9 protein-coding genes and 1 pseudogene are annotated in these 14,198 nt (G+C 43.5%); 7 read left to right on the forward strand and 3 right to left on the reverse strand.

What is annotated here, in order from left to right:
- The first annotated feature begins 105 nt into the window (after window positions 1–105).
- Window positions 106–1,451, forward strand: a pseudogene (locus NXX38_RS23970) (tetratricopeptide repeat protein).
- A gap of 113 nt (window positions 1,452–1,564) precedes the next feature.
- On the opposite strand, the gene NXX38_RS23975 reads toward NXX38_RS23970, so the two are convergent.
- Complete coding sequence (locus NXX38_RS23975; RefSeq protein ID WP_195649554.1) at window positions 1,565–2,569, reverse strand: class II fructose-bisphosphate aldolase; 1,005 nt, start codon at window positions 2,567–2,569, stop codon at window positions 1,565–1,567.
- 451 nt (window positions 2,570–3,020) lie between these two features.
- Here NXX38_RS23975 and NXX38_RS23980 point away from each other — a divergent pair, with 451 nt between their 5' ends.
- The 6 genes from NXX38_RS23980 (at window position 3,021) to NXX38_RS24005 (ending at window position 11,017) form a co-directional block, all read left to right on the forward strand.
- The gene (locus NXX38_RS23980; RefSeq protein ID WP_005678397.1) at window positions 3,021–3,275 is read left to right on the forward strand and encodes a type B 50S ribosomal protein L31; all 255 of its coding nucleotides are present in this window, start codon (window positions 3,021–3,023) and stop codon (window positions 3,273–3,275) included.
- Between the two features lie 240 nt (window positions 3,276–3,515).
- Window positions 3,516–3,923 carry a hypothetical protein gene (locus tag NXX38_RS23985; protein ID WP_148364681.1) on the forward strand — a complete coding sequence of 136 codons (408 nt, stop codon included), beginning with the start codon at window positions 3,516–3,518 and terminating at the stop codon, window positions 3,921–3,923.
- A gap of 662 nt (window positions 3,924–4,585) precedes the next feature.
- Window positions 4,586–5,014, forward strand: coding sequence for a hypothetical protein (locus NXX38_RS23990; protein ID WP_258981414.1), 429 nt, complete (start codon window positions 4,586–4,588; stop codon window positions 5,012–5,014).
- A gap of 446 nt (window positions 5,015–5,460) precedes the next feature.
- Window positions 5,461–6,519 (forward strand): efflux RND transporter periplasmic adaptor subunit, encoded by a 1,059-nt coding sequence (locus NXX38_RS23995; RefSeq protein WP_195650592.1) that lies wholly within the window; start codon window positions 5,461–5,463, stop codon window positions 6,517–6,519.
- A gap of 151 nt (window positions 6,520–6,670) precedes the next feature.
- Window positions 6,671–9,697, forward strand: coding sequence for an efflux RND transporter permease subunit (locus NXX38_RS24000; RefSeq protein ID WP_258981418.1), 3,027 nt, complete (start codon window positions 6,671–6,673; stop codon window positions 9,695–9,697).
- A gap of 48 nt (window positions 9,698–9,745) precedes the next feature.
- On the forward strand, window positions 9,746–11,017 hold the full coding sequence (locus NXX38_RS24005; protein ID WP_167511752.1) for a TolC family protein: 1,272 nt from the start codon (window positions 9,746–9,748) through the stop codon (window positions 11,015–11,017).
- Window positions 11,018–11,124: 107 nt separating this feature from the next.
- Here the strand turns inward: NXX38_RS24005 and NXX38_RS24010 are convergent, their stop codons facing one another.
- On the reverse strand, window positions 11,125–12,360 hold the full coding sequence (locus tag NXX38_RS24010) for a sodium ion-translocating decarboxylase subunit beta (protein WP_148364676.1): 1,236 nt from the start codon (window positions 12,358–12,360) through the stop codon (window positions 11,125–11,127).
- Window positions 12,360–14,195 (reverse strand): biotin/lipoyl-containing protein, encoded by a 1,836-nt coding sequence (locus tag NXX38_RS24015; protein ID WP_217721190.1) that lies wholly within the window; start codon window positions 14,193–14,195, stop codon window positions 12,360–12,362. Before NXX38_RS24015 ends, NXX38_RS24010 begins: the two co-directional genes overlap by 1 nt.
- Window positions 14,196–14,198: the final 3 nt, after the last annotated feature.

Raw genomic sequence — 14,198 nt, forward strand, 5'->3', positions numbered from 1 at the left:
TCTTATCATTCCGTTAATCTATCCAAAACGATCTACGAATAATTCGTAAATAAAATATTTTTAGTAACTTGCAACAAATAAGTCAAACAACTAAAATAAGATTTTATGAAACGGATTATTATTCTGTTCTTCCTTGGTTGCACCATCCCTCTCATGGCACAACACACAGACCATATTCAGGAAGCTATGGCAAACTACGATTACGAGACAGCTCTTTCTCTTATCGCCCAAAAGAAATCAACCCCTCACCTACTCTTACAGAAAGGCAAAGCGTTGCGGGGACTAGGACTCACCACAGAGGCACTATCCACCTACGAAGAAATTATCTCTAACGATACCACCAATGCTCGTGCATTCATTGAAGCAGCCGAATGCTGCCGGGCACTGGCCAAATACAATCAAGCGCTGAAATATTACGAACACGCCCTTGATCTGAATCCGGAGAACAAATATGTACGTATTCAATATATCAGTTTACTCCTGACCCAGCAAAAGTTTCGCGATGCACTTGGCGAAAGTAGTCTAATGACGGAAAAAGACAGTTCTGCTATTGTCCTGCATCTGCAAGCTCAAAGTTTTGAAGGGATGGGCGAACTTCTGCCTGCCGCAGGTTGCTATTACAATATTCAGGAGAAATATCCCGACGATTACCTGGCTGCCACCAAACTGGGAGCTTTGAATATATCCGGTTCATATTTCGATGAGGCCATCGAAGCTACAGAAAAATACCGTCAAATTGACAGTACCAATATCTCGGTCAACCGGCAGAATGCCTTGGCATATTGCCTCAAACGAGACTATCCCACTGCCATCCGGCGTTATGAATATCTTGTTAGCCAAGGAGATAGCACCTTCCACACTTGTTATTATCTGGGAATTAGCTATTATGCAGTGGAGAAATATTACGAAGCCCATGATTTTTTGGAAGTCGCCCGTAAATACGATCCCGATAATATCAATCTCCTTTATTATCTCGGCCGGGCGTGTTCTAAAACTTCCTGGAAAAAGAAGGCGTAAACTATCTGGAAAAAGCAATTGAATTATCCATACCTAAAGATAGCAGCATGACCAGACTCTATATTGGAATGACCGACTGCTACAAGATGGCACAAATGCATAAAGAACAGATCGAATCCATCAAAGAACGTTACCAACAGTATGACAAACAAAACCACAAACTATTGTATGACATGGCCTATATATACTTCTATGCCCTGAAAGACAAGAAAAACACCGAGCGCTGCCTGGAAGCATTTCTAAAAACACGTCCTAAAGACAGTGAGAAAGAGGAGCCGGAAATAAATGAGGAAGGCGAACTTATCCTGGGAAAATCTAATTATTATAATGCTGCTGCCAACTGGCTGAAAGTTCTTCGAGACAAACAGAAAGTAGAAGAATTCTTTCAAAACGGACACTCAACATCCATGAAAAATGAACAGAACAATAAATAAGTATGGCTCTGCTCTGCAATGATATTCGCTAGGACAATATTTAAGTTAACAAAAAAGGCTGTCCTGGGTTAACCGGGATCAGCCTTTCTTTTATTTATGGAATAATCCGAGGATTACTGTGCCAATTTGTTATCAGAACCGAGCACGTTAAGAATTTTGTGCTTGTACAGTTTTTCCATGTTGTCACGAGCCGGACCAAGATACTTACGTGGGTCGAATTCAGCTGGTTTTTCAACGAAAGTCTTACGGATAGCAGCAGTCATAGCCAGACGTGAGTCAGAATCGATGTTGATTTTGCAGACAGCAGACTTAGCAGCCTTACGCAACCATTCTTCCGGAATACCGATAGCAGCTTTCAGTGCACCACCGTATTTGTTGATAGTTTCCACTTCTTCTTGAGGAACTGAAGATGATCCGTGAAGAACGATAGGGAATCCCGGAAGTTTTTCCATTACAGCATCCAATACTTCGAAAGCCAATGGAGGAGGAACCATTACACCTGTAACCGGGTCGATGTGGCATTGTTCCGGAGTAAACTTGTAAGCACCGTGAGAAGTACCGATTGAGATAGCCAAAGAGTCGCAACCAGTGCGAGTAGCGAAGTCGATTACTTCTTCAGGGTCAGTATATGTGTGGTGGTCAGCAGAAACTTCATCTTCTACACCAGCCAATACGCCAAGTTCACCTTCTACAGTTACGTCGAACTGGTGAGCGTACTCAACAACTTTCTTAGTCAATGCAACGTTTTCTTCGTAAGGAAGATGAGAACCGTCGATCATCACTGAAGAGAAACCTGAATCGATACAAGATTTGCAAGTTTCGAATGTATCTCCGTGGTCAAGATGAAGAACGATTTCCGGATGTGCGCAGCCTAATTCTTTAGCATATTCTACAGCACCCTGTGCCATGTAACGCAACAAAGTAGCGTTAGCATACTGACGAGCACCTTTAGAAACCTGAAGAATCACAGGAGATTTAGTTTCAACAGCAGCCTTGATGATAGCCTGCATCTGTTCCATATTGTTGAAGTTGAATGCTGGGATAGCATATCCACCTTTGATAGCCTTAGCAAACATTTCTTTTGTGTTTACCAATCCTAAATCTTTGTAATTTACCATTTTGTTTAAAGTTTATTGTTAGTGAATAAAAATTCTACGCAAAAGTAAGCATTATCCATCGAATAACGAACATTGGAAAGAAAAATATAGTAGAAAAAGGTTTAAATCAGACACCAAAAATTAGCAGGAATACGAGTGTGACATTAGATTGTAATGTCTACCTTGCAAATAAACGGATAAAAGACAGTAAAGTGCATTTCTGCATTCTATCCATCATTCATCAATATGAGTTATGCTATTCGTATATGAATAATGCGAATCATATTAATATAGATATATTATAGGTACGGATTGCCTAAATTTAGAAAGCAGAGCATCTTTATCGAAGTTTTTTCCATAAAACCTTTTTCTATTTCACAGAAAAGCATTATCTTTGCGCTCTGAAAATGACCATTACACTATTTCTTACCAAAATAGTAACAGAATATAAATTAAAAAAACAGATACTGAAATGAAAAAAGGCCTTCATCCAGAATCATACCGTCCGGTAGTATTTAAAGATATGTCAAATGGTGACATGTTTTTGTCTAAGTCAACTGTAGCAACTAAAGAAACCATCGAATTCGAAGGTGAAACTTATCCGTTGCTGAAGATTGAAATCTCAAACACTTCTCACCCGTTCTATACAGGTAAATCTACATTGGTGGATACTGCAGGTCGTGTTGATAAGTTCATGAGCCGTTACGGTGACCGTAAGAAGAAATAATTCGATCTTTCGTGAAAGATGAAAAAAGAGGAGATTCTCGTAGAGAATTTCCTCTTTTTCGTTTCTGTATTCCTTATTCCTTTCGATTAGTTTATTCCTCCCCCTTCGAAACAAAATGGTTTCAGCCGGAGTCAGAAAGTTTTTAGAGATATAACCCCAAAAAAGAAATAAAAGAAATATCACCAAATCCGATTTATTATCAAATAAAGGGAGTACCTTTACCCGACTAATTAAGTAAAAATGGAAATAACTGATTTAAAACAAATGACAAAGGAGGAAGTTTTTAATTTTATCAGACAACGCCTTTCTTTCAATGATGAATTGCTTGAGCAGTTCAGACATGTAAAAAAGGACGATCTCGCAAAAGAACATCGTAGATTCGAAATGTCCGGAAACGAATCAAAAACAGGCTGGTGCACAGTTTTCAATACTGCTATTCTAAATGAGTTTGCCGATCTGGGTATCTATAACTATACTTCTTACCTTTTTCTCGACTTCCACAATGGCACTCCAACCATTTATCTCAAATACTTTCTTGAGGACGAAAATCTGGAATATACATTTAACGGATATACCACAACAGAAATCATATTTGAAATTTTAGAACTGACTATCTTCTCCGGAAAGCCGGAAAGAAAACGGAACTAAAACGAAATAAAAAAATAGTTGTACAGAAATATAATGTTTCTGGCGGTTAGTGAACTGTACTCCTAAAGTTTTGTATCCAACTTTAAGAGTGCAGTTCATGATTAAACTGTCGGAAACTTTTTATCATTATCACCATATTCCTTATCTATATATCATATCTACCCTATCAATATACCATATTTCCTGTAATTGATACCTCTTTTCCATCTAATTCCGAAAAAAACATATATCTTTGTCATACGCTTTCTGCCCATCAGCGTGATGAAAAAGCAAAAGCGGTTTTTTATTTCCTAACGGAGTAAATAACGTATTGTCTCCCAAATCGAAACTTAGCAAATTTCATGCACCGGGAGATGATACAACAGATACTCCACGTAGATGATCGTATATCAACATATCGATTAAAGATGTTATATATATATTGATTAGCATAGGTGTCTGTTGTTTATCATTATCTGGTGCACGGTATGCTAAGACCTCGATTTAGATAATAGTACAACAGCACTCACGTTTTTATAGTATCCGGTCGGTTTCAACAATCCTTATACCCCAAACCAATTCTCCCCCGACCGAAATCACAAAAATCGTGGGTGTTCGTTGCACCTCTCCGGACAATACGTTATTTACTCCTTTTTCTTATAACACATTAAAACAAAAGCGATATGCCAGAATGGATTAGTGTAGAAAAAGCAGTGATTAAGTATCACATCGAAAAAGAAGCGATCCTGCTTTGGGTGGAAATGGGACAATTCCCTATGTTATACATAGACAATGTTCCGAACGTTGACGAAGAATGTATTCTGGAACTCTTTCGCCGAAGTAAAGCCGGTATTACAACAGAATATATTGATACGCTGGAACAACTGTGTATAGACAAAACGATGGTCTGCGAGAAATACGCCCACATTATTCAATTGAAAGAAAAGGAAATTCAGTTGCAAAAGGAAATAAATACGTTGATAAACGAGATACAAGCAGCAATGAAAAGACAAAACGAACGAATCCGGGATTTGAAAAAAGCGATTGGAGAGAATAACAACGTTATACGTAGTGACAGTTGGATAAAAAGGCTGTGCAAAAGGTTCCAATAGTGAATAATTGTCAGTGCACCTGCTAATGATGAATCAAAACGCCAATATGTTAATATGCCAATTACCATGTGGGACACAGCGTAAACAATTAGCATATTGACACATTATTACACGGTTTTCACCACAGAGGACACGGAGGACACAGAGTTTTCAGAGTTCTAATTCAGAGATTATTATAACCTCTGTGTCCTCGTGTCCTCTGTGGTGAAATAGTTCATTTAATTCAAATTCGTACGGTTTCGTTATGAATAATGCAATAACCTTCAAAAGAGTTGGATGAGAATTTTACCTTAGAAACGGTAAAGTTCCCGTTTTTTTGTGTTCCATATAATGGTTAAGAGGCAGAATATGAAAAGATAGGAATGTTGAACATAAATAAACGGGAGTTGTTTTAGTATATTATTCGCTATTTATCAACGCAAAACCTCTAAACATCAACGTGGTATATGAAAAAGAAAATTGGATTCGTCCTGGCGGCTGCGGCTGCAATCTTGCTTGCTGGCTGCGGACAGAAAAAAGAAACGACAACGACAACTGCCCGTCCCGTAAAGACTACGATTGTCGAGTCAAGATCGATTATCAGAAAAGATTTCTCGGGAATCGTGGAAGCGGTGGAATATGTGAAGCTGGCTTTCCGGGTCAACGGACAAATCATCCAGCTTCCTGTCATCGAAGGACAGAAAGTGAAAAAGGGACAACTCATAGCAGCTATCGACCCCAGAGACATCGCGTTGCAATATGCTGCTACAAAATCAGCATACGAAACGGCTTCGGCACAAGTGGAACGTAACAAACGGCTCCTCTCCCGACAAGCGATCTCCGTACAGGAATATGAAATCAGCCTCGCCAACTTCCAAAAGGCGAAGTCTGAATACGAACTGTCTGCCAACAATATGCGCGACACCAAGCTGACAGCTCCTTTCGACGGTTCTATCGAAAAACGACTGGTAGAAAACTATCAGCGTGTCAACTCCGGTGAAGGTATCGTTCAGCTTGTCAACACGCACAATCTGCGTATCAAATTCACCATTCCAGATGCTTATCTTTATTTGTTGCGCGCCAAAGATCCGCGTTTCCTTGTTGAGTTTGATACCTTCAAAGGACACGTGTTTCAAGCGAAACTGGAAGAATATCTGGATATTTCGACCGATGGCACAGGTATCCCGGTCAGTATCACGATTGACGACCCGTCATTCGACCGTGATCTTTATGCAGTGAAACCCGGTTTCACGTGTGGCATCCGTTTCACAGCAGATGTAGGTCCGTTGGTGCAGGATAGCTGGACGATTGTACCACTTAGTGCCGTATTCGGTGAAAGTGAAGGGAATAAAATGTATGTCTGGGTGGTAGAAGACAACAAAGTCCACAAACGGGAAGTGACCGTCAACGCCCCGACCGGAGAAGCACAGGCGCTCATCTCGGAAGGTTTGAAACCCGGTGAAAAAATCGTCATTGCAGGCGTACACCAACTAGTGGAAGGAGAATCTATAATAGGTGATAGGTGATAAATGATAGTGGGCTGTGCCATAGGGTACTGCTAATTGGAATCGGCTAGTAATCATTTTCTTTACCGATCACTTACCAACTATCATTTATCAATTGTCAACTATCATTTAATCCCAACTATCATTTATCAACTATCAACTATCATTTATTATGAGTTTAGCTAGATATTCATTAGATAATACGAAAATCATCTATTTCTTTCTTGCCGTGCTGCTGATTGGGGGAATCACTTCCTTTGGCAAGCTAGGCAAGAAAGAGGATGCTCCTTTCGTGATAAAGTCGGCGGTTATCATGACCCGTTATCCGGGTGCCGAACCGGCTGAAGTGGAGCGGTTGATTACCGAGCCCATCTCCCGCGAGATTCAAAGTATGAGCGGTGTGTACAAGATTAAATCAGAATCTATGTACGGGCTTTCAAAAATCACATTCGAATTACAACCTTCCTTGTCAGCAAGCTCCATTCCACAGAAGTGGGACGAGTTACGACGGAAGGTGCTCAACATACAGCCACAGTTGCCGAGCGGTGCTTCCGCACCAACTGTTTCCGATGATTTCGGTGACGTGTTCGGCATCTATTACGGTCTGACGGCGGACGACGGTTACACATACGAAGAGATGCGCAACTGGGCGGAACGGATCAAGACACAGGTAGTGACGGCAGACGGAGTGATGAAAGTGGCTTTGTTCGGAACGCAGACAGAAGTGGTTAATATTTTCATTTCTACTAATAAGCTCGTAGGTATGGGCATCGACCCGAAACAGCTTGCCAGTCTGCTGCAATCGCAGAATCAGATTATCAATACCGGAGAAATCCGTGCCGGCGAGCAACAACTCCGGGTGACTGCCAACGGCATGTACACCACTGTAGACGATATTCGCAACCAAGTAATTACCACAAAGGCCGGACAGGTGAAACTCGGTGATATCGCCGTTATCGAAAAAGGATACATAGATCCCCCATCCAACATTATGCACGTGAACGGCAAACGTGCCATCGGCATCGGTGTCTCCACCGACCCGCAACGGGATGTGGTGCAAACGGGTAAGAATGTGAAAGCCAAGCTGGACGAATTGCTGCCACTGATGCCTGTGGGATTGGAGCTACAAAGTCTATATCTGGAAAACGAGATAGCCAATGAAGCCAACAACGGATTTATCATCAATCTGATCGAATCTATTCTGATTGTGATTGTGATTATCATGTTGGTAATGGGCTTGCGTGCAGGTATGCTGATCGGTTCGTCACTTATTTTCTCCATTGGAGGTACATTGCTTATCATGTCTTTCTTCGGTGTCGGGCTGAACCGTACTTCGTTGGCGGGATTTATCATCGCCATGGGTATGCTGGTGGACAACGCCATTGTGGTGACGGATAACGCACAAATTGCCATTGCCCGCGGAGTAGATCGGCGGAAAGCACTAATAGATGGTGCAACGGGTCCGCAATGGGGATTGCTCGGGGCTACTTTTATCGCTATCTGTTCGTTCCTTCCGCTCTACCTTGCTCCTTCTGCCGTAGCGGAAATTGTGAAACCGCTTTTTGTGGTACTTGCCATCTCGTTGGGATTGAGCTGGGTACTTGCACTGACGCAGACCACCGTTTTTGGTAATTTCATCCTGAAAGCGAAAGATGGTGCCAAAGACCCGTATGATAAACCGTTTTATCACAAATTCGCTTCTATCCTCCGTACACTGATTCGTAGGAAAACGTTGACACTGGGTTCGATGGTAGTGCTTTTCGTTGCTTCGCTGATTATCATGGGGACGATGCCGCAAAACTTCTTCCCTTCTTTGGACAAGCCCTATTTCCGGGCAGACGTGTTCTATCCCGACGGATATAGCATCAACGATGTGGTGAAAGAGATGAAATCGGTGGAAGAGCATCTGGCAAAGCAGCCGGAAGTGAAAAAAGTGTCGATCACCTTCGGCAGCACGCCGTTAAGGTATTACCTCGCTTCCACTTCCGTAGGACCGAAACCGAATTTTGCCAATGTGTTGATTGAATTAACAGACAGTAAATATACAAAAGAGTATGAGGAAGATTTCGACGCATATATGAAGGCGAATTATCCGAATGCGATTACGCGTACAAGTCTGTTCAAGCTGTCGCCCGCGGTGGATGCCGCTATCGAAATCGGGTTTATAGGACCGGATGTAGACACACTTGTGGCACTCACCAATCAGGCATTGGAGATTATGCACCGGAATCCGGATTTAATCAACATACGCAATTCGTGGGGAAACAAGATTCCTGTGTGGAAACCGATATATAGTCCCGAACGGGCACAGCCATTAGGGGTATCCCGTCAGGGCATGGCACAGAGTATCCAGATCGGAACTACGGGTATGACGCTCGGAGAATACCGGCAGGGGGATCAGGTGTTGCCTATCTTATTGAAGGACAACACGGTGGATTCATTCCGCATCAATGACTTGCGCACGTTGCCTGTGTTTGGCACAGGGAATGAGACAACCAGCCTGGAACAGGTGGTATCGGAATTTGATTTCCAGTACCGTTTCTCGAACGTGAAAGATTACAACCGGCAAATGGTGATGATGGCACAGTGCGATCCGCGTCGCGGGGTAAATGCGATTGCTGCTTTCAATGAGGTTTGGCCGCTGATACAGAAAGAAATAAAAGTGCCGGAGGGATATACAATGAAATATTTCGGGGAGCAGGAAAGTCAGGTGGAATCTAATGAGGCGCTGGCCAAGAACTTGCCGTTGACGTTCTTCCTGATGTTTGTCACTCTGTTGTTCTTGTTCAGGACGTACCGTAAACCGACAGTGATTCTGTTGATGCTGCCGCTTATCTTTATCGGTATCGTGTTAGGATTGGTGTTACTCGGCAAGTCGTTCGACTTCTTCTCTATTTTGGGGTTGCTCGGACTGATTGGTATGAATATCAAAAACGCGATTGTGCTTGTAGAGCAGATTGACCTGGAGGCAAAGACAGGCAAAAAACCGTTGGATGCTGTTGTCAGTGCCACGACCAGCCGTATTATTCCTGTAGCAATGGCGTCCGGTACTACTATTCTGGGTATGTTACCATTGTTGTTCGATGCAATGTTTGGCGGTATGGCGGCTACGATTATGGGAGGTTTGTTGGTGGCTTCGGCGCTGACATTGTTTGTTCTTCCGGTAGCTTATTGTGCCATTCAGAGAATCAAAGGCTAATTGCCTATTCTTATATGAAACTTGAATTTATTGTTTAGATTGAATAAAATGAAAACTCAACTTATAACTCTGTCTCTATTGTTCCTCGGCCTCACGGCCGGGGCACAACAGCCTTATCTTAGCCGGGAAGCCTACCGGGATAAGGTGGAAGCTTACAGCCAAATACTGAAGCAACAGAAACTAAAGACAATGGCAAGTACGGAAGCACGGAAAATTGCTCATACCGGTTTCTTACCTAAAATCGATGTCAATGCGGACGGTACGCTTAACATGAGCGACCTTAGTGCATGGAACGAGCCATTGGGCGAATACCGCAATCATACTTATCAAGGAGTATTTATCGTTTCGCAACCGTTGTATACAGGAGGTGCGCTCAACGCCCAGCACAAGATTGCCAAAGCGGATGAAAAGCTGAATCAGCTGAACGAGGAGCTTACCATCGACCAGATTCATTATCAAAGTGATGCGGTTTACTGGAATGCTTCTGCCTCACAAGCTATGTTGCAAGCAGCGGATAAGTATCAAAGCATCGTGAAACAGCAGTATGACATCATACAGGATCGTTTCAGCGACGGGATGATTAGCCGCACGGATTTATTAATGATTTCCACCCGGTTAAAAGAAGCGGAACTGCAATATATCAAGGCTCGCCAGAACTATACGCTAGCCCTGCAAAAGCTGAATATCTTAATGGGAGAAGAACCAAATAGTCCTGTAGACAGTCTTTATACGATTGACAAGGCTTCTGCCCCGGTACAGATACTTTCTTTAGAGAATGTGTTGCAACGCCGTGCGGATTTTGAAAGTACGGAAGTGAACATCATGAAGAGTGAGGCACAGCGCAAAGCAGCTCTTAGTCAGTTCAACCCGCAACTGAATATGTATTTCAGTGGCGGATGGGCTACGGCTACGCCTAATCTCGGATATGATGTATCTTTCAATCCCATCGTCGGCATTAATATCAATATCCCGATTTTCCGGTGGGGAGCCCGGTTCAAAACGAACCGCCAGCAAAAAGCGTACATCGGAATACAGAAACTGCAACAGAGTTATGTGACGGACAATATCAACGAGGAACTTTCTGCCGCACTGACCAAACTGACGGAAACGGAATATCAAGTGAAAACTGCCACCGAGACTATGAATCTGGCCAATGAAAATCTCGACCTGGTTTCGTTCTCTTACAATGAGGGAAAAGCGAATATGGTAGATGTGTTGTCGGCACAACTATCATGGACACAAGCACACACGAATCTGATTAATGCGTATCTGTCGGAAAAGATGGCGGTAGCGGAATACAGAAAAGTGATTAGTGAATAAAAGAAGAATCTGAAATCTGCATTCATAAAGCAGTATATAATAAATAATCCGGAGAATGGGCAATACCCATATCTCCGGATTATTGTATATAAGGTCAGCTATATTGACTACGCAAGGAAGGAAATTAACACACCCGCAGCTACGGCAGAACCGATTACGCCGGAGATGTTGCTTGCCATGCAGTATTGCAATACGTGATTCTTCGGATCGTACTTCAAAGCTATTTCATTGGCTACGCGGCTTGCCATCGGAACAGCACTCAAACCGGTTGCACCGATAAGCGGATTGATTTTCTTCTTCGAGAAAAGATTCACTAGTTTCACAAAGAAAATACCACCGGTTATAGAAAGTGCAAATGCAAGGAATCCACCGATCACGATACCGATTGTTGTCCAGTTGAGGAATGCTTCGGCAGTCATTGTTGCCCCTACAGACAATCCGAGGAAGATAGTAGCTGCATTCATGATGCTATTGGAAGCAGCATCGAACAAACGGAATGTATTGGTTCCGATCTCTTTCACCAGGTTACCGAACATCAGCATTCCGATCAATGGCACAGCACTTGGCACGAAGAGGGCCACAACGGTAGTTACCACAATCGGGAAGATAATCTTCAATACACGCAGATTCTTGATTTCCGTCTTTGAGGGATACATCTTTTCTTGCTCTTTCATGTTGATACTCAACTCTTTCTTCGTACAGAACAGCTTCACTACCAGCGGAATAATCACCGGAACGAGTGCCATGTATGAGTAAGCTGCAATGGCAATAGGACCCAGCAAATGCGGAGCAAGTTTGATGGTGGTAAAGATAGCCGTCGGCCCATCCGCACCACCGATAATTCCCAGAGAGGCAGCTTCTTTCGGAGTGAATCCCATCAGGATAGCCACCAACAGCACGGTAAAGATACCCAACTGTGCGGCTGCACCGAAAATAGAAAGACGCAGGTTACGCAACATCGGTCCGAAGTCCGTCAACGCACCGACACCCATGAAGATGATCGGAGGCAGGAAACCTGTCTTAATCAGCATATAGTAAATAAAGTTCATGATGCCGAGTTCGTGGGCAATGTCATGCAGAGGCATTTCCCAGATGTTCTTCATCACTCCGTTCACCATAATCATACCATTCTCATCAGCCTGAATCACACCCATATCTCCTCCGGGGAAGTTGGCAAGCAACACACCGAAAGCGATAGGCACAAGCAACAACGGTTCATACTGTTTCTTAATTCCGAGATAGAGCAGGATGAACGCGATGGCATACATTATCAGGAACTGCGGTTCGGCAATGATATTGCTGAACGCAGTCATGTCATATAAGTTCTCAAATATTTCGTTCATTATCCTATCCTCATTAATACATCATCTTCTGAAACAGCATCTCCCGGGTTGGCACAGATAGCAGTCACTGTGCCGCCAAATTCAGCGCGAATCGCATTGTAGGTTTTCATCGCTTCTACATAGCAGATTACGTCTCCTTCTTTCACCGTGTCGCCTACTTGCAAAGCAGTTTCTTGTGCATTTTTCACCAAGAAGAACTTGCCTTCCAACGGAGAAACCACCTCTTTGCCTTCGCCTGCCGGAGCAGCGGCAGCACTCGCAGGAGTAGCAGGAAGCTCGGTATCACCATAAGCTACAGTGACACGATAAGCCTGTCCGTCTACCTGTACGGTCAGTGTCTTCGGTTTGACATCTTCTTCCGGTGATTTATCTTTTTCGGCACGGCGTTTTGCCACGTCTTCGAGGAAGTCTTCTTTAGCTTTGCCACTCTTGTAGGCTTCGTATTGAGCCGGGTGCATCGCATATTCGAAGAGTTCTTCGTCGTCCTGTCCGGCTTCCCATTTGTTCTCTTTCATCAGTTTGCGATATTTATCAAGAGCATCCGGATAGTTGTTCTGTGGATCGCCTTCGAAGAACTTGCGGCCTTCACGTTCCGCCTTTTCAATGATTTCCGGAGCAAGTTTGCCCGGCAAACGTCCGGCTTTACCCAGAATCATGTCCCAAATGTCATCGGCAATCATTCCCCAACGATCTTTCCCTTTTTCCATCGCCATCACGTTCATCATGGCAAGGTTCTTCACATATTGACTGAACGGAGTCACCAATGGAGGATAACCGACACGAGGCCATACGTAAGCCACTTCGTCAAACAGCTTGATGAGAAGCTGATCTTGTGTCATAAACGGCAGATTGTGTTTTGCCTTATATTTATTGATAGATTCCAGATTGGATTCGAGGTCGGCCATCAGACTACCCATCATACCGCCGGGAAGTCCGGGAGCAATCAGCAAGGAGTTCATCAGGCGGTTTTTCGGGCTGATATACAGGCCGAGAAAGTCGTCCATAAATTCCTGAATCATGCCACGCACTTTCATGTAGGCTTCCATATTAATTTCAGGCACTTGATATCCGGCATCTTTCAGCATGGCTTGTACACTAAGTAAATCAGCATGACCAGTTCCCCATGAGAGTGGTTCCATACCCACATCGATGTAGTCGCAACCTGCTTCGCATACTTCGAGGATGCTTGCCATATTGAATCCGGGACCTGCATGGCTATGATACTGAACAGGGATTTCAGGATGTGCTGCCTTGATATTGGCTACAATCTTACCTAATGATACGGGACGGCCGATACCTGCCATATCTTTGATACAGATTTCGTCTGCACCCAGTTTGATGAGTTCCAGTGCCATATTGGTATAGTACTCTACCGTATGAATAGGCGAATGAGTGATACAAAGCGAGCATTGTGAAATCATGCCTGCTTCCTTTGCGTATGTGATGGAAGGAGCGATATTACGCACATCGTTCAATCCGCAGAACGTACGGGTAATGTCTGTTCCTTGTGCTTTCTTTACTTTGTAGAATAATTTGCGGACGTCTGCCGGAACGGGGCTCATACGGAGTCCGTTCAGTGCGCGGTCGAGCATATGGGTTTGAATACCGGCTTCATGGAACGGTTTTGTCCATTCGCGCACGGCTGTATTCGGGTTTTCACCAAACAATAAATTTACCTGTTCAAAACCTCCGCCGTTTGTTTCTACACGGGCGAAACAACCCATTTCAATGATGGCCGGAGCTACCTTTACAAGTTGGTCTACACGAGGTACGTATTTTCCGGCTGATTGCCACATATCTCGGAAAACCAAGCTAAACTTTACTTCTCTTTTCATGTC

The organism is Bacteroides sp. BFG-637 (assembly GCF_024793605.1).
Taxonomy (GTDB): Bacteria; Bacteroidota; Bacteroidia; order Bacteroidales; family Bacteroidaceae; genus Bacteroides; species Bacteroides vicugnae.

Excerpts from the sequence above, each read along its gene's own strand:
- NXX38_RS24000 (WP_258981418.1), top strand. The coding sequence starts at position 6,671 with ATGAGTTTAGCTAGATATTCATTAGATAATACGAAAATCATCTATTTC.
- NXX38_RS24005 (WP_167511752.1), top strand. The coding sequence starts at position 9,746 with ATGAAAACTCAACTTATAACTCTGTCTCTATTGTTCCTCGGCCTCACG.
- NXX38_RS23975 (WP_195649554.1), bottom strand. The coding sequence starts at position 2,569 with ATGGTAAATTACAAAGATTTAGGATTGGTAAACACAAAAGAAATGTTT.
- NXX38_RS24015 (WP_217721190.1), bottom strand. The coding sequence starts at position 14,195 with ATGAAAAGAGAAGTAAAGTTTAGCTTGGTTTTCCGAGATATGTGGCAA.
- NXX38_RS23990 (WP_258981414.1), top strand. The coding sequence starts at position 4,586 with ATGCCAGAATGGATTAGTGTAGAAAAAGCAGTGATTAAGTATCACATC.
- NXX38_RS23995 (WP_195650592.1), top strand. The coding sequence starts at position 5,461 with ATGAAAAAGAAAATTGGATTCGTCCTGGCGGCTGCGGCTGCAATCTTG.
- NXX38_RS24010 (WP_148364676.1), bottom strand. The coding sequence starts at position 12,360 with ATGAACGAAATATTTGAGAACTTATATGACATGACTGCGTTCAGCAAT.
- NXX38_RS23980 (WP_005678397.1), top strand. The coding sequence starts at position 3,021 with ATGAAAAAAGGCCTTCATCCAGAATCATACCGTCCGGTAGTATTTAAA.
- NXX38_RS23985 (WP_148364681.1), top strand. The coding sequence starts at position 3,516 with ATGGAAATAACTGATTTAAAACAAATGACAAAGGAGGAAGTTTTTAAT.